This is a genomic window from Methylobacterium litchii (genome assembly GCF_038442315.1).
GTDB classification, from domain to species: domain Bacteria; phylum Pseudomonadota; class Alphaproteobacteria; order Rhizobiales; family Beijerinckiaceae; genus Methylobacterium; species Methylobacterium litchii.
Genome location: NZ_JBBXMY010000008.1, coordinates 185,906 through 203,118, shown reverse-complemented (window position 1 = coordinate 203,118; position 17,213 = coordinate 185,906). Strand labels below are relative to the sequence as shown.

Below are 17,213 nucleotides of genomic sequence, written 5' to 3'. Positions count from 1 at the left end.
GGAGGGCGCATGGATTCACGCCCCGCGTCAATGCCCGGCGCGTTGTCCCTCCCCCTTTGCGGGGGAGGGAGAGGCGGTGGTGACTACGACAGGCCGACCTTCTTGGTCTCGGTCTTCGGGCTCTCGCCGGTGAGGGCGGCCTTCACGGTGCCGTAGAGGTGCAGCATCGTGGCGTTCGGGCTGTCCCAGTACTCGCCCTTCTCGGGGCAGACGCGGATCAGGGCGACCTCGGGATCGTCCTTGCCGTTGGGAAACCACGTCTTCAGGCTGGCATTCCACTTCTCGTCGATGAGCGCCTGGTCGCGGATCACCTCGGCCTTGCCGGCGACCGACACGTAGTTCTGGCTCGACGGGTCCGAGTAGGCGAGGTTCACCTGGTTGTCCCGGCTGATCTCGGCCGTCTTCGGCGAGTGGAGCTTGGTGAAGAACCACAGGTCGCCGTTCGGATCGATGTCGTTGTTCCACATCGGCCGGCTGTTCAGCGTGCCGTCGGTGTCGACGGTGGTCATCATCGCGACCTTCACGTCCTTGATGAGTTCGAACAGCTTCTTGGCGCCCTCGTGGTCGCGATGGTTCTCGTGCACGGCGTAACTCCTGCCTCGACGGGGACCAGCCTGAGGGGCTGGCCCGGATTCGCGTCTTCAACGGGCGAGGCTCCGGTTGGTTCAGGCCGCGCGCCAGGGTGGTGTTTCGCTCGGGCGCGTATAGATGGAGACAAACGAGTTTCGGAGCCCCTGACCTTGGCCATCACCCGCGACGACGTGCTGCGCGCCCTGCAATCGGTGACGATCGACGCCGCCGGCACCACCCTGCCCGGCTCCGGCCGCCTCTCCCAGGTCGTGGTCGATCCGACCAACCGGGTCATGTTCTCGATCCTCGTGGACGCCTCCGAGGCCGAGAAGTTCGAGCCGGTGCGGCGTCAGGCGGAGGGCCGTGTCCTGCAGATGCCGGGCGTCTCCGGCGTGTTCGCGAGCCTCACCTCCGAGCGCGACGGGAGCCATCCGGCGCAGAGCAGCGCCGCCCCGCGCCCGGTGAGCCCGCCCCCCGTCGCCCCGCCCCGGCCCGGCGCCCCGCCGCAGCAGGGGCCGAAGCTGCCGGGCGTGCGCCACATCGTGGCGGTGGCCTCGGGCAAGGGCGGCGTCGGCAAGTCCACCACCGCCTGCAACCTCGCCCTCGCCCTCCAGGCGCAGGGGCTGAAGGTCGGCCTCCTCGACGCCGACATCTACGGCCCCTCGGTGCCGAAGCTGTTCGGCCTCACCGGCAAGCCCACCGTGGTCGACAACAAGGCGATGGAGCCGATGGTCGGCTACGGCCTGAAGGTCATGTCGATCGGCTTCCTGATCGAGCCCGAGGCGGCGATGATCTGGCGCGGCCCGATGGTCCAGTCGGCGATCACGCAGATGCTGCGCGACGTGCTCTGGGGCGAACTCGACGTGCTTCTCGTGGACATGCCCCCCGGTACGGGCGACGCGCAGCTCACCATGGCGCAGGCGACCCCGCTCTCGGGCGCCGTGATCGTCTCGACGCCGCAGGACCTCGCGCTCATCGACGCCCGGCGCGGGGTGACGATGTTCAAGAAGGTTGCGGTGCCGATCCTCGGCATCGTCGAGAACATGGCGACCTTCATCTGCCCGAATTGCGGCCACGCCTCGCACATCTTCGGGCATGGCGGCGCGCGCAACGAGGCGCAGCGCCTCGGCGTGCCGTTCCTCGGCGAGGTGCCCCTCAACATGACGATCCGCGAGACCTCGGATGCCGGTCGCCCGGTGGTGGCGACCGATCCCGAGGGGCCGCAGGCCAAGGTCTACCGCGAGATCGCCGCGTCCCTCTGGGCGAACCTCTCCGGCGCGGGCCCTGCCCGCTCGGCGCCGAAGATCGTCTTCGAGTAGGCGCGCGGTGGCGGGGTCCGTTCTCGGCCTGATCCTCGCGGGCGGCCTCGGGCGGCGGATGGGCGGGGTCGACAAGACCCTGCTGCCCCTCGGGGGACGGCCCCTCCTGGCGCGGATCGCGGCGCGCGTGGCGCCGCAATGCCCGGCCGGGCTGGCGCTCAGTGCCAACGGCGATCCGGCGCGGTTTGCGGGGGTGTTCGACGGGCCGGTCCTGCCCGATCCCGTGCCGGGCGGCGTGGGGCCGCTCGCGGGCATCCTGGCCGGGCTGGAGCACGGCGCGGGCCTGCCCGGCGTGACGCATGTGCTGAGCGTGCCGGGCGATGCCCCGTTCCTGCCGGAGGATCTCGTCGCGCGGCTCGTCGCGTCCCCCGGCGCGGGCCCCATCGCGGTGGCGGCCTCAGGCGGGCGGGAGCATTACACGGCGGCGCTCTGGCCCATCGCCCTGCGGGACGACCTGCGGGCGTGGCTCGCGTCCGGCGAGCGCCGGGTCGGCGGCTTCATCGCCCGCCAGGGGAGTATGGTGGTGGAGTGGCCGGTGGAACCGGTCGATCCGTTCCTCAACCTCAACGCCTTGGAGGATGTGTCCCGGGCGGAGGCCTGGCTCAGGGCCTGAAGGGTCCCTCCCCCCGGCGGGCGGGGGGAGGAGCCGGAAGCCTTACGCGGCGGCGCCCACCGTGGCCTTCACGATCTTGTCCGGGGAGCGCGGCGGCTCGCCCTTGTTGATCGTGTCGACGACGTCCATGCCTTCCACGACCTTGCCCCACACGGTGTACTGCTTGTCGAGGAAGCGGGCGTCCTCGAAGCAGATGAAGAACTGCGAGTTCGCCGAGTGCGGGAAGTTCGTGCGGGCCATGGAGCAGGTGCCGCGCACGTGCGGCTCGGCGTTGAACTCGGCCTTCAGGTCGGGGAGGTCGGAGCCGCCCGAGCCGGTGCCGGTCGGATCGCCGGTCTGGGCCATGAAGCCGTCGATGACGCGGTGGAACAGCACGCCGTCGTAGAAGCCCTGGGAGGCGAGCGCCTTGATCCGCTCGACATGGTTCGGGGCGAGGTCGGGGCGCAGCCCGATGACGACGCGGCCCTTGGTGGTCTCGAGGACGATGGTTTCGTTGTCCGCCATGATCGGTTCTCCGTTGGTCGGGTGGGGGATGGGGGTCGCCGGCCGGTCAGGCCGGGGGATGGTAGACGAAGCGCAGGGCCAGCGGGCGGCCGGCGATGGCCCGGCCGAGGCCGGGGGTGAGATGCGCCGGGGTGCAGCGCCCGAGCGCCGCGAGGGTGGCGCGGGTGAGCGTGGTGCGGTCCCCGCCCGAGACGCCCGCCGCGTAGGTGATGCGCGGGGTGCCGATCACGCTGCCGTCCCGCCGAAGCGAGAACCGGGCCGTCACCTGCACGTCCGGCCCCTGTAGGGTGGCGGCGAAGTGGGGCGGGCTCCAGCAGGCGGCGAGCGCCGGGAAGAGCTGCCGCAGCGTGTCCGCCGCGCCCGGAGGCCGGTCCGCCATCGGCACGGCGATCGTCGCCGCCAGGGTCTCCGGCAGGGCCAGGGCATAGCCGCCGCCGGGTTGGTAGACATAGCCCGAGAAGAGATGCCCGCCGTCATAGGCGCGCGCCGGCAGCGCCGCGCCGAGGACGAGGGCGCCCCAGAGGACGGGCCGGAGGGCCCGCCTCACTGAGCCTTCCCGGCGAGCGTCATGCGCACGATCTTGTCGGGATCCTGCACCGCGCCGCCGGAGGCGCCGGGGGCCGCCTTCTTGATCTTGTCGAGGACGTCGAGCCCGTCCGTGACGTTACCGACGACCGTGTACTGGCCGTTCAGGAACGGCGCGTCGCCGAGGCAGATGAAGAACTGCGAGTTCGCCGAGTTCGGGCTCGACGAGCGGGCCATGCCCACCGTGCCGCGCTTGAACTGGGCGCTCTGCGAGAACTCGGCCGGGATGTCGGGCAGGTCCGAGCCGCCGGTGCCGTTGCCCTTCGGGTCGCCGGTCTGGGCCATGAAGCCGTCGATCACCCGGTGGAACTTCAGGCCGTCGTAGAAGCCGCGCGAGACCAGCGTCTTGATCTGCTTGACGTGCTTGGGCGCGAGGTCGGGGCGCAGTTCGATGGTGATGCGGCCGTCCTTGGTCTGCAGGTAGACGGTGTTCGAATCGGCGGCGAAGGCCGGCGCGGTGAGCCCGAGGGAGAGGGCGAGCGCGAGGAGCGTGCGGCGTTTCATGGCTCGTATCGGATCCTTCTGGTCTGTCGGATGTCAGGCCGGCGCGAAACGCGCCTTGAGCCGGGCGGCGACCTCGGCGGGCACGAAGGGCGAGACGTCGCCCCCCATCCCGGCGATCTGCCGCACCAGCGTCGCGGTGATGGGCCGCGCGCTGGTCGAGGCCGGGAGGAACACGGTCTGGACCTCCGGCGCCATGGCGCCGTTCATGCCGGCGAGCTGCATCTCGTAGTCGAGATCGGTGCCGTCGCGCAGGCCCCGGATGAACACCGTGGCGCCGCAGCGCCGCGCCGCCGAGACGGCGAGGTCGTCGAAGGTCACGACGTCGAGGGTCGCCCCCTCGGCGCCCGCCACCGGCCCGCAGGTGATCTGCAGCAACTCGGCCCGCTCCTCGGCGGAGAAGAGCGGCGCCTTGCCGGGATGCACGCCGATGGCGATCACGAGCCGGTCCACCAGGCGGCAGGCCTGGCGCACGACGTCGAGATGGCCGTTCGTGACCGGATCGAACGAGCCGGCATAGAGGGCTATACGGGTCATCGCCGGTTGCCCTAGCCTGTTTTGGGGCAGGACGGAACCTTCGGGTGGCCCGGCCTCAAGGGACCGGAGCCTCCCCGTGGTGCGAATCGAGCACCGTGTCGCTGGTCGGGACGGTCTCGGCGACCGCGTCGGCGCGGCGCCGGTCGGGGCTGGTGGCCTCCTCCACGAAGCTCGCCACGGCCTCGGTCAGCGGCAGGGTCCGCGTCTGCTGGCTGCCGAGCCGGCGGATCGAGACGGTGCCCTCCTCCGCCTCGCGCTTGCCCAGCGCCAGCAGCACCGGCACCTTCGCGAGGGAATGCTCGCGGACCTTGTAGTTGATCTTTTCGTTGCGCAGGTCCGCCTCCACGCGGAGGCCGGCGCGCTCCAGCGCCCGCACCACCTTGGCGGCATAGGCGTCGGCCTCGCCGGTGATGGTGGCGACCACCACCTGCACGGGGGCGAGCCAGAGCGGGAAATGCCCGGCGAAATGCTCGATCAGGATGCCGGTGAATCGCTCCATCGAGCCGCAGATCGCCCGGTGGACCATGACCGGCGGCTTCTTCTGCCCGTCCGCATCGACGTAGAACGCGCCGAACCGCTCGGGCAGGTTGAAGTCCACCTGCGTCGTCCCGCATTGCCAGTCGCGGCCGATGGCGTCGCGCAGGACGTACTCGAACTTCGGGCCGTAGAAGGCGCCCTCGCCGGGGTTCACGGCGGTCTTGATCCGCCCGCCCGACTGCTCCTCGATCTGCGCCAGCACCCGCGTCATCACGCTCTCGGCGTGGTCCCACAGGGCGTCCGAGCCGACGCGCTTCTCCGGCCGGGTCGAGAGCTTCACGACGATCTCCCCGAAGCCGAAATCGGCATAGGTCGAGAGGATCAGGTCGTTGATCTTCAGGCACTCGTCGGCGAGCTGATCCTCGGTGCAGAAGATGTGCGCGTCGTCCTGGGTGAAGCCGCGCACGCGCATCAGCCCATGCATGGCGCCCGACGGCTCGTAGCGGTGCACCACGCCAAATTCCGCCATCCGTAGAGGCAGATCGCGGTAGCTCTTCAACCCATGCTTGAAGATCTGCACGTGGCCGGGGCAGTTCATCGGCTTGAGGGCGAACCAGCGCTTGTCCTCGGCCTCCTCGCCGGCCGATTGCGCGGCGAACATGTTCTCGCGGTACCAGCCCCAGTGGCCGGAGGTCTCCCACAGGGCCTTGTCGAGGATCTGCGGCGCGTTCACCTCGGCATAGTCGCCGCGCAGGCGGCGGCGCATGTAGGCGATCAGCTCCTGGAAGATCGTCCAGCCCTTGGCGTGCCAGAACACGACGCCCGGCCCTTCCTCCTGGAAGTGGAACAGGTCCATCTCCCGGCCGAGCCGGCGGTGGTCGCGGCGCTCGGCCTCCTCCAGGCGGTGAATGTAGGCGTCGAGATCTTCCTTCGTGGCCCAGGCGGTGCCGTAGATGCGGGTCAGCATCGGATTGTTGGAATCGCCCCGCCAATAGGCGCCCGCGACCTTCATCAGCTTGAAGGCGGTGCCGACCTTGCCGGTCGAGGTCATGTGCGGGCCGCGGCAGAGGTCGAACCACTCGCCCTGGCGGTAGATCTTCAGATCCTCCCCCGGCGGGATGGCGTCGACCAACTCGACCTTGAAGCCTTCCTTCTTCTCCGCGAACAGATTGCGCACGTCGTCGCGCTTCCAGACTTCCCGGGTGAAGGGCGCGTCCTTCGCGATGATCTCGCGCATACGCGCCTCGATCTTCGGAAAGTCCTCCGGCGTGAACGGGGCTTCGCGGTGGAAGTCGTAATAGAAGCCGTTCTCGATGACCGGGCCGATGGTCACCTGCGTCTCCGGCCAGAGCGACTGCACCGCCTCGGCGAGCACGTGGGCGCAATCGTGCCGGATCAGTTCAAGGGCGCGGGGGTCGGCGCGGTCGAGGAATTCGATCCGGGCGTCCCGGTCGATCCCGTCATCGAGGTCGCGGACGGTGCCGTCGAGGGCCATGGCCACGGTGCGCTTGGCAAGCGACTTCGCGATGCCCTCGACCACGCTGCGGCCGGTGGTGCCGGCGGCGACCTCTCGTGTGTTGCCATCGGGAAAGGTCAGGACGGGCATGGTCTGGCTCCTGGCTCACTCCTGCGAACGGGGCAGGTAAGCGGGTCGTGTCAGCGGGTGGTCGGGTGTCGCGGCGAGGCCGGCCGTTTAGACCGTTTCGCGGCGGGAGGGAATGCGGGTCAGCCCTGGTGCACCAGCCGGCCCGCGAAGAAGCCGTCGAGGCCCTGGCTCGGCAAGGTGCGCAGGTCGCCCGCCCCGTCGATCAGGTCGGCCCGGCCGCCGACCTCCTCCGGCCGGAGCGGCACGCGGGCGAATCGCGTGTTGCGCGCGAGGAAGGCGGCGATCTGCGCCTCGCCCTCGGCCCGCTCCAGGGAGCAGGTGCAGTAGACGAGCCGCCCGCCCGGCCGCACCAGCGTCGCCGCCCGGTCGAGGAGCCGGGTCTGCAACTGCGCGAGGCGGACGATGTCGGACTCGTCCTTGGTCCAGGCGACGTCGGGGTGGCGGCGGATCGTGCCCGTGGCCGAGCAGGGCGCATCGAGAAGCACCGCGTCGAAGGGCTCGGCCTGATAGACGGTCGCGTCGCCCACGGCGATCTCGGCCTTCAGGCCCAGGCGCGCGAGGTTTTCGCGCAGGCGCTCCAGGCGGGGGGCCGAGCGGTCCAGCGCCGTCACGGTCGCGCCCCGGCTCGCGAGCTGCATCGTCTTGCCGCCCGGTGCGGCGCAGAGGTCGAGCACGCGCTCGCCCTCCCCGACCCCGAGCAGCCGCGCGGGGATCGCGGCGGCGGCGTCCTGCACCCACCATGCGGCCTCGCCGAAGCCCGGCAGGTCGGGGATCGCCGCCCCGTCCGGCGGCATCCGCAGGGAGCCGGTCGGCAGGAGGGTGGCGCCGAGGCGTTCCGCCCAGGCCTGTCCCTCGCCCTCGTTCCGAAGCGTGAGGTCGATGGGGGCGCTGGTGAGATGCGCCTGGGCGATCTCGGCGGCCAAGTCCCCACCGTAGGCCGAGACCCAGCGGCGGGCGAGCCAGTCGGGGGTGTTGTCCCGCAGCGGTTCGGCCGCCGCGAGGATCGCCTCGCGCTCCCGCGCCACCCGGCGCAGGACCGCGTTGACCATGCCCGCGAAGCCGGCGGTGCGGTGGTCGGCCTTGGCGAGGCGCACCGCGAGATCGACGGCGGCGTGATCCGGCACGGCGAGGTCGAGGATCTGGGCCGTGCCGGTGGCCAGCAGCGAGAGCAGGCGGGGCTTGCCCTCCGGCAGGCCCTTGTCGAGGCGGTCGGCCAGCACCCGGCGGATCTGGCCGAGGCGGCGGAAGGTCGCGAGGGCGATGGCCCGTGCGAGCGCGGCGTCGCCGGATTCGAGGCGTTCGGCGCGCAGGGCGGTGGCCAGCGCCTCGTCGAGGGCGGGGGGGCGCTCCTGCCCGATCAGCTCGGCCACGGCCTGCGCCGCCGCCCGCCTTGCGCCGAGCCCCGCCGCGTCCTGACCCGTTTCACTCTCCGCCGCGTTGCGGACCTTGCCCCGAGATGCCACGTCTAACCTTGAAAACCCTGTCGATCCCGACACGACCTCACACCCGAGCGAGTTCGATGCAAGACCACATGCAAGACCATCGCGACGATTCCGCCCCCGAGCCGGCCCCGCCGCGCGCCCTCACGCCTGCCGCCGAGCGCGCTCTGGCGGAGGCGGCCGAGCGCCGCGCCGCCATCGACGCCCGCGCCGCCGCGATCCAGGCTCGCCCCGAGCGCCAGGGCCGGGGCGGCCTGGAGCCGGTGCGCTACGAGGATTGGGAGGTGAAGGGTCTGGCGGTGGATTTCTGACGCGGGCCCCGTCGCGGAACAGGGCCGCGTCACCCCCGGTTGCCCCGCCATTCACGGGAGAGCAACCATGGTGACGACGGTTTCGGCGAAGCAGGCGGTGACGGGTCCGCACGGGGAGATCGGCCTCGCCCAGGGCGAGCGCATCGGCATGCGGATGTGGCGCAACGAGGAGCCGAACGCCGACAAGCCCATGACCTGCTCGGAGCACGAGACGGTGGGCTACGTGGTGAGCGGCCGCGCCGAATTGATCGTCGGCGGCGAGACGGTGACGCTTTCCCCCGGCGATTCCTACCTCGTCCCGGCCGGGGCGGAGCACACCTACCGCATCCTCGAGACCTTCACCGCTGTCGAGGCGACCTCGCCCCCGGCGAAGTAAGACTCGACGCGGCAGACGCCGGCGCGGGCGGCGGCTTTCAGCCGCCCGCCACCTTGCGCGGACGTCCGCCCTTCGTGCCGTTCGCCCGCGCGGCGGCGGACTTGGCCGGCGATGTCGCCATGCCGGCGCGGCGGGCGAGTTCACGGGTCGTCCAGGCGCTGGTGCCGAACACGCCGTCGATCAGGGCCGGGACGAAGAGGTCCACGTCCAGCGCCGGCCAGTGCAGATTCAGCCCCAGCCCATCGATGATGATGGCCGCAAGCTGCGCATCCGTCGCGCCCTGAAGGTCCTCGACCAGACGGGCCGGGAAGGAATAGGCGCAGCCGTTGGCGAGGTCGATCGTCACCCGGCCGGTCGGCGCGTCGTAGCGGACGGCACTCGCCCGAGGAGCGCCCTCCAGCAGGGCTTCGCCCCGCGCCTCGGCCGCCGCGAGATCGTCCTCACGCGGATCAGTCTTTCGCGCCATGGATCCTCTCCCATTCCACGAGGAAATGCGCCCGGTGCGCCGCCACTTCTGCTGCACCGTCTTTGCGAGCGCAGCGAAGCAATCCAGGGCAGCGCCACGCCTCTCGACGTCCCGCTGCCCTGGATCACTTCGCTTCGCTCGTGATGACGATCAGGGAGATATCGCCCCACGCGGTCAAGCCGAAACGATGAAACCCATCAGTTGGGTTTTTCCTATCGCCTCACGCGAAGCGCCGCGCTCCGGCAACGCAGAGCACCACCGCCGCGCTGACGGCGAGCATCGTCCCCGAGACGGGCTCGCCGACGATCAGCGCGGCCAGGGCGAGGCCGAGGAAGGGCTGGAGCAGCTGCAACTGCCCGACGCTCGCGATGCCGCCGAGGGCCAAGCCCCGGTACCAGAACACGAACCCCACCAGCATGCTGAAGACCGAGACGTAGGCGAGGCCGCTCCAGGCCGGCGCGCCGATGCCGTCCCACCGCGCCGGCCACGTGATGCAGGCGAGGATTGCCATGGCGGGGAGCGCCAGCAGCAGCGCCCAGGAGATCACCTGCCAGCCGCCGAGGCGCCGCGACAGGGCCGCGCCCTCCGCGTAGCCGAGGCCGCAGAGCAGGATCGCCGCGAGCATCAGAAGGTTCGGACCCGCGCCCGCCGCCCCGCCCTGCGACAGGGCGAAGCCCGCCACGGCGGCGCTGCCGAGCACCGAGAACAGCCAGAAGGCCGGGCGGGGGCGCTCGCCGCCTCGCAACACCCCGAACAGGGCGGTGGCGAGGGGCAGCATCCCCACGAAGACGATGGCCTGCGCCGAGGTCATGCCCCGGAGCGCCAGGGCGGTGAGCAGGGGGAAGCCCACGACGACGCCGAGGGAGACGAGGGCGAGGGCCGCGAGGTCGCCCCGCGCCGGGCGCGTCTGGCGCAGGAGCCAGAGCAGCGCGCCGCCGAGGAGGGCGGCGATCACCGCCCGCGCGGCCGTGAGGAACAGCGGCGCGAAGCCCGATACCGCCAGCCGCGTCGCGGGCAGCGACCCGCTGAAGATCAGGACCCCGAGGAGCCCGCTGCCAAACCCTGCCTTCGCCCGCATGATCCACCTGCCTTCGCGGCGGATGGCTTACGGGACGGGACCGCCGGGGGACACGGACGGAACCGGACGGTCGGGACGAACTGTACCGCTCGCCCGGCCGGGACGGAGGCCCGTCAATGCGTCATCAGCACCGGCGTGCCGACATCGACCCGTTGGTACAGGTCGACCACGTCCTGATTGTACATGCGGATGCAGCCATAGGACGCCCAGGTGCCGATGGAGCTCGGGCGGTTCGTGCCGTGGATCGCGTATTGGCCGCCGGCCAGGGTCATCGCGGCGGCGCCCATCGGGTTGTGCGGCGAGCCCCCGGCGATGACCTTCGGCAGGCGGGGGTTGTCGCGCTTCACCTCCCACGGGGGCGACCAGGCGGGGGCGACGTACTTGCCGTCGATCTGCGCCGTGCCGAACCATTGCTTGCCCGGCTTGCCCACCGCCACGGGGTAGCGGATCGCCGTGCCGTCGCCGTTCACGAGGTAGAGCTTGCGCTGCGACACGCTGATCACGATCGTGCCCGCCGAGCCCTCCCCGAAGGGCACCACCTCCCGCGCCGAGGCCGACCCGGCCGCGAGCAGGGCGGCCACTCCCAACACAACCGACACCCGACCCGACATCACCGCGACTCCTCAAGCGTGAGTGTATGCGGGCGATCAATTCACGGCTGCGCAGCGCCGTTCCAGTGAAAGCTATGGTTGATCCGTGGCGAACCACTGAAATGCGCGGTGACGGTAAAGAGGATCGGTGAACACGCATCGTAAATGCGGAGTATTACGCAGAGGGACGAGTCACGTTCACCGCTCGTAGAGTTCCGCGCCCCTGCGATCCTCCTCCTGCCAGCCGTGGCGTTCGAGCTCCGGGTCGGGATGCTCCTCCTGCGGCAGGCCGAGGCAGAGATAGGCGATGAGATGCCAGCCAGGCGGCACGTCGAGGATGTCCGTCACCGCGCAGGGATCGAGGATCGAGACCCAGCCGAGGCCGATGCCCCGGGCGCGGGCGGCGAGCCACAGGCATTGCACCGCGCCGACCACCGAATAGGTCAGGGTCTCCGGCATCGTCGCCCGCCCGAGGCCGAGCCCGGAGCCCGTCCCGGTGTCGCAGAAGACGGCGAGGTGGACCGGCGCCTCGTTCAGCCCGGCGAGCTTGAGCGCCCGGTAGCGGGCGGCGCGCGCGTCGCCGTAAGCGGCGGCGGCCTGCGCGTTGCAATGCCCGAAGCTCTCCGCCACCGCCGCCCGCCGGGCCGGGTCCGAGACGCGCACGAAGCGCCAGGGCCGGCTGTTGCCCACCGACGGCGCCCGGTGGGCCGCCGCGAGGCAGGCGCGCAGGGCCGCCTCGTCCAGCGGATCGGGGCGGAAGCGGCGCACGTCCCGGCGCCACGCGAAGAGCGTGTCCAGGCGATGCGCGAAGGCATCGTCGAAGGCGGGCGGGTCCGTGGTCACGCCAGGGGCATATCCTGTCGGAGGCGCGGACGGCAAAAGCAAAAAGAGGCCGCCCGGGTGGGGCGGCCTCAAGTCCCTTGGGTCTCGAAACCTCGGAGTGCCGGCTCAAGCCGTGATGGACGTCGGCCGAGGCTGGGGAGCACGGGTTCGGCAGACGGCCGGACAGGATCCGGCGAGGTTCGAGCCGTGTTGTCGGGCCGCAACACGGCTCGCAAAAGGCGCCAATGAGGCGAAAGCGTGGAATTTGTCGCTTGGATGTGTCTCGCGCGGCACGCGCCGGGCCTGCGCTCCCGCCCCTTGCGGCGGGCGGCGGCGGGGACCATCATCCCCGGCTTAGGACAGCGCGCCAGGAGCGACGATGAGCGAATGGACAGGTGGCGGGTCGCGGCCCGACGAGTCGGCGGGGCATGTCATCCCCTTCCCGTCCCGTGCGGAGCCCCCGCAGATTGCCTTCCAGCGCGACGAATTGCGGGTGATCTTCAACCTGTACGGCCGTCAGGTCGCCCAGGGCGAGTGGCGCGATTACGCCCTCGACTTCCGGCGGGACAAGGCAGTGTTCTCGATCTACCGCCGCGCCTCCGAGATGCCCCTCTACCGGATCGAGAAGGATCCGAAGCTCGCCCGCCGCCAGGGCGCCTACGCGGTGATCGCCGCCGACGGGCGGGTGCTCAAGCGGGGCACCGACCTCGCCCGCGTCATCGCGGTGCTGGAGCCCGGCCCTCGAGCCGTGTGACCGCCGCCAGCGCACGCGCCCTCACCTCCTCCGGCAGGGGCAGGATCGGGCGCGGCGGCACAGCGCCGGCGAGCGCGTGCACGATCCGCAGGGACGAGTGCGCCTTGAACAGGTCCCAGAGGGGCGCCATCGCCGCATCGAGGGCACGGGCGCGGGCCGCGTCCCCGGCCTGAACGGCGCGGACGATGGCGAGGCAAAGTTCAGGGAACAGGCCGGCGGCGACGCTGTACCATGCGTCCCCGCCCGCGATCAGCGCCTCCGTCGCGTTCCAATCGCCGCTGAAGCCGAGGGGGAAGCCCTCCGGCACGGCCTCGCGCAAGTGCGCAACGGTCTGCGCGGCCTCCTCCGGCGCGGGGCCGGGGCACTTGGCGGCCTCCACCCCCGGCAGGCGGGCGAGGCGGCCGATCAGCGCCGGCGTGAAACGGAAATGGGTGGTGGCCGGGTTGTCGTAGATGACGAGCGGCAACCCGCCCTCCTCCGCCACGGCGGCGAAGTGGGCGAAGACCTCTTCCTCGGTGAGCGGCGTGTAGGAGACGGGCGCGAGCAGCCCCGCCGTGGCGCCCGCCGCCTTCGCATCCCGGGCGAGGCGGACCGCCTCGTCGGTGCGCAGCGCCCCGATTCCGACCAGCAGCGGCACGCGCCCATCCACCGCCTCGGCGGCCACGGCCACGGCGCGGCGGCGCTCCTCGCGGGTGAGGTAGGCGTAGGTGCCGGTGCTGCCGAGCAATCCGATCGAATCGACCCCCGCCTCGACCAGCGGGGCGAGGAGCCGGCGCAGGTGCGCCGCGTCGAGCCGCCCGTCGGCATCGCAGGGGGTGATCGGGAAGGCGGAGAGGCCGGTATACGCGCCCATGATCTCGCTCGGTCGGAGAATCCCAGGCGCCGAGCTTAAACGAAAAAAGCCCCGGCGGTCTCCCGCCGGGGCTTCTGCGTTCAGTCCGGTCGCTTAGCGGCGGTCGCCGACCAGCGAGAGCAGGAACTGGAACATGTTGATGAAGTCGAGGTAGAGCGTCAGGGCGCCGTTCACCGACATCTTGGCCGCCATCTCACCGTCGAAGCCGCCGTAGAGATACATCTCCTTGAGCTTCTGGGTGTCGTAGGCGGTCAGACCCGCGAAGATCAGCACGCCGAGCACCGAGATCGCGAACTGCATCGCCGACGAGGCGAGGAAGATGTTCACCAGCGAGGCGATGACGATGCCGATGAGGCCCATCATCAGGAACGAACCCATACCCGACAGGCTACGGCTGGTCGTGTAGCCGTAGAGGCTCAGGCCGCCGAAGGCCGCCGCCGTGATGAAGAACACCTGCACCACGCTCGCCCCCGTGAAGACGAGGAGGAGGGTGGACATCGAAGCGCCCATCACCGCCGCGAAGGCGAAGAACATCGTCCGCGCCGAGGAGGCCGACATGCGGTCCATGCGGAACGAGAAGACGAAGATGAAGGCCAGTGGCGCCAGCATCAGCAGCCACTTGAGGGGGCTGGTGTAGAGCATCGCGCCGAAGGGCGTGAGCACCGGCCGCGTGCCCTGGTAGGCCGCGACAGACGCCATGTTGAGACCCAGCGCCACGAGGCCGGAAATCCCGAGCCCCACGATCATGTTGTTGTAGACGCCGAGCATGAAGGAGCGCAGGCCCTGGTCGACTTCGACCTGGGTCCCGGCATAGCCGGTGGCCGGCTGCTGCTGCTGGCCGTACCGGAAGGGGCTGTTATCGAATGCCATGGGAGTGTCCTTGCGGAGGCTCTCTCAGCGTGGTGTTTCGGGCGAGGCCCACGCAGGACCTCTGGCGCCGGATGGCGCCTCGTCCCAGAATATGTTGCGGGATGCCCCCGCGCACAAGGCCCGGCCGAGGTTCCGCGGGCGGTTTTCGGCACCGCACGCATGTAAATTTGTCCATGTCGTCAGGGATTAAAACACGCGACCGATCGGATCGACCGCAAGACGACTGGTAGAGCGATTCCTGCGATCCTTATAACTCGCGCAGGTACGGTGCCGGCTTCTGGCCGAGGATTCGCGCGGTGCCCGCGAGCCCGAGCAGCACCGCCAGCAGCACCGCCGCCCCGGCCGCGAGCAGCGCCCCCGAGAGGTCGAGCCGGAAGTCGAGGTGCATCACCTTGGCGACGATGACCCAGCCGGCGAGGCTCCCCGCGATCAGCCCGAACACCGCCGTGGCGAGGCCGAGCGCCGCGTATTCCAGGGCGTAGGCCGAGAGCAGCCGCGTCCGGCTGGCGCCGAGCACCTTCAGCACCACGGCGTCGTAGAGCCGCGCCCGGTGGCCCGCCGCCACCGCCCCGCCGAGGACGAGGAGGCTCGCGAGGATCGCCACGCCGCTCGCCCCCCGGATCGCCAGGACGAGGCGCCCCACGAGGTCGCCCACCGCGTCGAGCGCGTCCTTCACCCGCACCGACGTGACGGAGGGGAACTCTTTGGCGACGCCGCGCAGGATGCGGTTCTCGAGTCCCGCATCGGTGCCGCCGGGCAGGCTCAGGGTGGCGAGGTCCGAATGCGGCGCGCCCTTGAAGGTGCCGGGCGAGAAGACCATCACGAAGTTGATGCCGAGGTTGCGCCACTCGACCTTGCGCAGGTTGAAGATCGTGGCGGTGACGTCGCGGCCGAGCACGTTGACGGTGACGGAATCGCCGACCTTGAGGCCGAGCAGCCGGGCGAGGTCGCCCTCGAAGGAGACGAGGTGGCCGGCGCCCTCCCCCGCGTCCCACCAGCGCCCCTCCTCCACCTTCGTGCCCTCCGGCACCGCATCGGCGTAGGTGAGGCCGCGATCCCCGTCGAGCACCCAGGCGGCGTCCTCCGGCGGCCGGATCTGGCGCACCGGCACGCCATTCAGGGCGACGATGCGCCCACGCATCATCGGCACGTCCTCGATCTTCGCGGCGGGGGCCTCCGCGTGGAGGTAGTCCCGGAACCGGGCCGAGTCGCGGGAGGGGATGTCGAGGAAGAACAGGTTCGGCGCCTTGGCGGGCAGCGTCGCGCTGATCGTGCGGCTGACATTGGCGTCGATGAGGCTCAGCGCCACGAGGAGCGTCACGCCGAGCCCCAGCGACAGCACGATGGTCGGCGTCAGGGCGCCCGGCCGGTGGAGGTTCGCCAACGCCATCCGGGGCGCGGCCCGCTTCGGATGCGGCAGGCGCTTGGCGCCGGCCATCACCCCGAGGGCGACGAGGTGCAGCAGCCCGAAGGCGATGCCGGCGGCAACGATGAAGATCAGCGCCACCCGCCGGTCGAAGGCGCTCGCCACCGACAGGCCGACGAGGAGCGCCAGCGTCGCCCCGAGCCAGATCCGGTAGCGCCGCCGGGGGGCGACGCGGGCGCGATCCACCGTGTCGCGGAACAGGCCCGAGACCGGCACGTCGTGGGCGCGGCCGAGCGGCGTGATCGCGAAGGCGAAGGCGGTCAGGAGGCCGTAGGCGGCGGCGAGCGCCAACTCGCCGGGAGCGAGCGACGGGTTCAGCGGCAGGGGCAGGCTGTCGGCGAACAGCGCGTCCACGAGGAAGGGCAGGCTCGCCCCGGCGGCGAGGCCGATCAGCGTGCCGAGGCCGGCGATGAGCATGACCTGCGTCAGGTACAGGCCGACCACGGTGGAGCCCGGCGCGCCGATGCTCTTCAGCGTGGCGATGGAACCGCTCTTGCGCTCCACGAAGGCGTGGACGGCGTTCGCCACCCCGACCCCGCCGACGATCAGCGCGGTGAGGCCGACGAGCGTCAGGAACTGCGTGAAGCGCTCGATGCTCTGGGCGAAGCGCGGGTCGGCGTTGGCGCGGCTGCGGACCTGCCAGCCGGCCTCCGGCGCCGCCTGCCTTACCCGCGCCTCCACGGGATCGAGGGCGGTACCCGGCGGCAATTGCACCCGGTAGCTCCACCGGCTGAGGCTGCCGGGCTGGACGAGGCCGGAGCCGCGCAAAGCCGCCTGCGAGACGATCAGCCGGGGGCCGAAGCCGATGCCGCCCGCGATCTTGTCGGGCTCGGAGAGGATCGTTCCCCGGAGCACCAGCGGGTGCCCGGCTAGGGTGATCCGGTCCCCGAGCTTGAGATCGAGGCGGGTGAGGAGCGCGGGGTCGGCCAGGGCGCCGGGCGTGCCGTCCCTGTCCGCGAGGAGGTTCGCCAGCTTGCCCGAAGGTTCGGTGACGAGCTCTCCGGCGGCCGGGTAGGTCGCGGGGTCCACGGCCTTGAGTTCCACCAGCGTCGCGTCGCCGCCGGGCGCCACCGCCATGGCGCGCAGCGCCGCCACGATGTCGAGTTGGCCCTCGCGGGCGAGGGTAGCGCGCTCCGCCTCCGTCGCCTCGCGGTTGATGAGGCTGTAGCTGAGATCGCCGCCGATGATCCGCCGGCCCTCGCGGCCGAGCCCGTCCGACAGGGAGCGCGACACCGAGGCGATCCCCGCGATGGCCGCGACGCCCAGCGCGATGCAGGCGAGGAACACGCCGAAGCCGGACAGCCCGCCGCGCAATTCGCGCAGGGCGAGGCGCAGGATGAGGGGGCTGCGGCGGGGGGCGCTGGCCGTGGGGGGAAGCGAACCGTGCATGGTGTTCACCGATTCCTACACGCGCACAGTCCCCTCCCCCCTCTGCGGGGGAGGGTGGCCCCCGGAGGGGGTCGGGAGAGGGGAACCCGGCTTCCGGAAAATGCGGAGCGCGCGGTGAGGACGGCGG

Annotated in this window: 19 protein-coding genes; 5 read left to right on the top strand and 14 right to left on the bottom strand. The window is 71.3% G+C overall.

The genetic code is table 11. The annotated features are described in order from the left end of the window. Nucleotides 1–83: 83 nt before the first annotated feature. Nucleotides 84–584 (bottom strand): pyridoxamine 5'-phosphate oxidase family protein, encoded by a 501-nt coding sequence (locus AAHF99_RS16255; RefSeq protein WP_342165508.1) that lies wholly within the window; start codon nucleotides 582–584, stop codon nucleotides 84–86. 156 nt (nucleotides 585–740) lie between these two features. On the opposite strand from AAHF99_RS16255, the gene apbC reads away from it, so the two are divergent. Together apbC and mobA are read left to right on the top strand one after the other, a co-directional pair. After that, entirely contained in the window at nucleotides 741–1,889 is a 1,149-nt protein-coding gene (gene apbC, locus AAHF99_RS16250; protein ID WP_342165507.1) for an iron-sulfur cluster carrier protein ApbC, read from the top strand. A 7-nt stretch (nucleotides 1,890–1,896) separates the two neighbouring features. After that, complete coding sequence (gene mobA / locus AAHF99_RS16245; RefSeq protein WP_342165506.1) at nucleotides 1,897–2,502, top strand: molybdenum cofactor guanylyltransferase MobA; 606 nt, start codon at nucleotides 1,897–1,899, stop codon at nucleotides 2,500–2,502. Nucleotides 2,503–2,544: 42 nt separating this feature from the next. Here mobA and AAHF99_RS16240 read toward each other — a convergent pair whose 3' ends face one another. The 6 genes from AAHF99_RS16240 to AAHF99_RS16215 all read right to left on the bottom strand — a co-directional run bounded on the left by AAHF99_RS16240 (nucleotide 2,545) and on the right by AAHF99_RS16215 (nucleotide 8,175). Beyond that, nucleotides 2,545–3,006 (bottom strand): peptidylprolyl isomerase, encoded by a 462-nt coding sequence (locus AAHF99_RS16240; RefSeq protein ID WP_342165504.1) that lies wholly within the window; start codon nucleotides 3,004–3,006, stop codon nucleotides 2,545–2,547. A gap of 46 nt (nucleotides 3,007–3,052) precedes the next feature. Then, the gene (locus AAHF99_RS16235; protein WP_342165503.1) at nucleotides 3,053–3,553 is read right to left on the bottom strand and encodes a hypothetical protein; all 501 of its coding nucleotides are present in this window, start codon (nucleotides 3,551–3,553) and stop codon (nucleotides 3,053–3,055) included. Continuing rightward, the gene (locus AAHF99_RS16230; RefSeq protein WP_342165502.1) at nucleotides 3,550–4,095 is read right to left on the bottom strand and encodes a peptidylprolyl isomerase; all 546 of its coding nucleotides are present in this window, start codon (nucleotides 4,093–4,095) and stop codon (nucleotides 3,550–3,552) included. The genes AAHF99_RS16235 and AAHF99_RS16230 overlap by 4 nt, the downstream gene beginning before the upstream one ends. Before the next feature lie 33 nt (nucleotides 4,096–4,128). Beyond that, entirely contained in the window at nucleotides 4,129–4,629 is a 501-nt protein-coding gene (coaD, locus tag AAHF99_RS16225; protein WP_243953237.1) for a pantetheine-phosphate adenylyltransferase, read from the bottom strand. Nucleotides 4,630–4,684: 55 nt separating this feature from the next. Continuing rightward, a complete protein-coding gene (gene thrS, locus AAHF99_RS16220; RefSeq protein WP_342165500.1) occupies nucleotides 4,685–6,712 on the bottom strand; it encodes a threonine--tRNA ligase in 2,028 nt (675 codons plus the stop codon). 119 nt (nucleotides 6,713–6,831) lie between these two features. Next, nucleotides 6,832–8,175, bottom strand: a complete 1,344-nt coding sequence (locus AAHF99_RS16215) for an RsmB/NOP family class I SAM-dependent RNA methyltransferase (RefSeq protein WP_342165498.1) — start codon at nucleotides 8,173–8,175, stop codon at nucleotides 6,832–6,834. Between the two features lie 68 nt (nucleotides 8,176–8,243). On the opposite strand from AAHF99_RS16215, the gene AAHF99_RS16210 reads away from it, so the two are divergent. Together AAHF99_RS16210 and AAHF99_RS16205 are read left to right on the top strand one after the other, a co-directional pair. After that, entirely contained in the window at nucleotides 8,244–8,462 is a 219-nt protein-coding gene (locus AAHF99_RS16210) for a DUF1674 domain-containing protein (RefSeq protein ID WP_342165497.1), read from the top strand. Between the two features lie 67 nt (nucleotides 8,463–8,529). Further along, entirely contained in the window at nucleotides 8,530–8,838 is a 309-nt protein-coding gene (locus AAHF99_RS16205; protein WP_342165496.1) for a cupin domain-containing protein, read from the top strand. Nucleotides 8,839–8,875: 37 nt separating this feature from the next. On the opposite strand, the gene AAHF99_RS16200 is transcribed toward AAHF99_RS16205, so the two are convergent. The 4 genes from AAHF99_RS16200 to bluB all read right to left on the bottom strand — a co-directional run bounded on the left by AAHF99_RS16200 (nucleotide 8,876) and on the right by bluB (nucleotide 11,815). Next, a complete protein-coding gene (locus AAHF99_RS16200; RefSeq protein WP_342165494.1) occupies nucleotides 8,876–9,304 on the bottom strand; it encodes a DUF2442 domain-containing protein in 429 nt (142 codons plus the stop codon). 220 nt (nucleotides 9,305–9,524) lie between these two features. Further along, nucleotides 9,525–10,382: a DMT family transporter gene (locus tag AAHF99_RS16195; RefSeq protein ID WP_342165493.1), complete on the bottom strand. Its 858-nt coding sequence runs from the start codon at nucleotides 10,380–10,382 to the stop codon at nucleotides 9,525–9,527. A gap of 113 nt (nucleotides 10,383–10,495) precedes the next feature. Beyond that, nucleotides 10,496–10,993 (bottom strand): L,D-transpeptidase, encoded by a 498-nt coding sequence (locus AAHF99_RS16190; RefSeq protein WP_342165492.1) that lies wholly within the window; start codon nucleotides 10,991–10,993, stop codon nucleotides 10,496–10,498. A 177-nt stretch (nucleotides 10,994–11,170) separates the two neighbouring features. Continuing rightward, complete coding sequence (gene bluB, locus AAHF99_RS16185) at nucleotides 11,171–11,815, bottom strand: 5,6-dimethylbenzimidazole synthase (protein ID WP_342165491.1); 645 nt, start codon at nucleotides 11,813–11,815, stop codon at nucleotides 11,171–11,173. 358 nt (nucleotides 11,816–12,173) lie between these two features. Here bluB and AAHF99_RS16180 point away from each other — a divergent pair, with 358 nt between their 5' ends. Next, nucleotides 12,174–12,548 (top strand): DUF2794 domain-containing protein, encoded by a 375-nt coding sequence (locus tag AAHF99_RS16180; protein ID WP_342165490.1) that lies wholly within the window; start codon nucleotides 12,174–12,176, stop codon nucleotides 12,546–12,548. Here the strand turns inward: AAHF99_RS16180 and AAHF99_RS16175 are convergent. The 3 genes from AAHF99_RS16175 to AAHF99_RS16165 all read right to left on the bottom strand — a co-directional run bounded on the left by AAHF99_RS16175 (nucleotide 12,511) and on the right by AAHF99_RS16165 (nucleotide 17,086). After that, nucleotides 12,511–13,401: a dihydrodipicolinate synthase family protein gene (locus tag AAHF99_RS16175; RefSeq protein ID WP_342165489.1), complete on the bottom strand. Its 891-nt coding sequence runs from the start codon at nucleotides 13,399–13,401 to the stop codon at nucleotides 12,511–12,513. The genes AAHF99_RS16180 and AAHF99_RS16175 overlap by 38 nt on opposite strands. Nucleotides 13,402–13,494: 93 nt before the next feature. Continuing rightward, nucleotides 13,495–14,271, bottom strand: coding sequence for a Bax inhibitor-1/YccA family protein (locus AAHF99_RS16170; RefSeq protein WP_342165487.1), 777 nt, complete (start codon nucleotides 14,269–14,271; stop codon nucleotides 13,495–13,497). A 247-nt stretch (nucleotides 14,272–14,518) separates the two neighbouring features. After that, a complete protein-coding gene (locus AAHF99_RS16165; RefSeq protein WP_342165486.1) occupies nucleotides 14,519–17,086 on the bottom strand; it encodes an ABC transporter permease in 2,568 nt (855 codons plus the stop codon). Between the last annotated feature and the right edge of the window lie 127 nt (nucleotides 17,087–17,213).

Excerpts from the sequence above, each read along its gene's own strand:
- AAHF99_RS16205 (WP_342165496.1), top strand. The coding sequence starts at position 8,530 with ATGGTGACGACGGTTTCGGCGAAGCAGGCGGTGACGGGTCCGCACGGG.
- AAHF99_RS16240 (WP_342165504.1), bottom strand. The coding sequence starts at position 3,006 with ATGGCGGACAACGAAACCATCGTCCTCGAGACCACCAAGGGCCGCGTC.
- AAHF99_RS16180 (WP_342165490.1), top strand. The coding sequence starts at position 12,174 with ATGAGCGAATGGACAGGTGGCGGGTCGCGGCCCGACGAGTCGGCGGGG.
- AAHF99_RS16230 (WP_342165502.1), bottom strand. The coding sequence starts at position 4,095 with ATGAAACGCCGCACGCTCCTCGCGCTCGCCCTCTCCCTCGGGCTCACC.
- AAHF99_RS16210 (WP_342165497.1), top strand. The coding sequence starts at position 8,244 with ATGCAAGACCATCGCGACGATTCCGCCCCCGAGCCGGCCCCGCCGCGC.
- AAHF99_RS16175 (WP_342165489.1), bottom strand. The coding sequence starts at position 13,401 with ATGGGCGCGTATACCGGCCTCTCCGCCTTCCCGATCACCCCCTGCGAT.
- AAHF99_RS16195 (WP_342165493.1), bottom strand. The coding sequence starts at position 10,382 with ATGCGGGCGAAGGCAGGGTTTGGCAGCGGGCTCCTCGGGGTCCTGATC.
- AAHF99_RS16190 (WP_342165492.1), bottom strand. The coding sequence starts at position 10,993 with ATGTCGGGTCGGGTGTCGGTTGTGTTGGGAGTGGCCGCCCTGCTCGCG.
- AAHF99_RS16165 (WP_342165486.1), bottom strand. The coding sequence starts at position 17,086 with ATGCACGGTTCGCTTCCCCCCACGGCCAGCGCCCCCCGCCGCAGCCCC.
- AAHF99_RS16170 (WP_342165487.1), bottom strand. The coding sequence starts at position 14,271 with ATGGCATTCGATAACAGCCCCTTCCGGTACGGCCAGCAGCAGCAGCCG.
- coaD (WP_243953237.1), bottom strand. The coding sequence starts at position 4,629 with ATGACCCGTATAGCCCTCTATGCCGGCTCGTTCGATCCGGTCACGAAC.
- thrS (WP_342165500.1), bottom strand. The coding sequence starts at position 6,712 with ATGCCCGTCCTGACCTTTCCCGATGGCAACACACGAGAGGTCGCCGCC.
- AAHF99_RS16200 (WP_342165494.1), bottom strand. The coding sequence starts at position 9,304 with ATGGCGCGAAAGACTGATCCGCGTGAGGACGATCTCGCGGCGGCCGAG.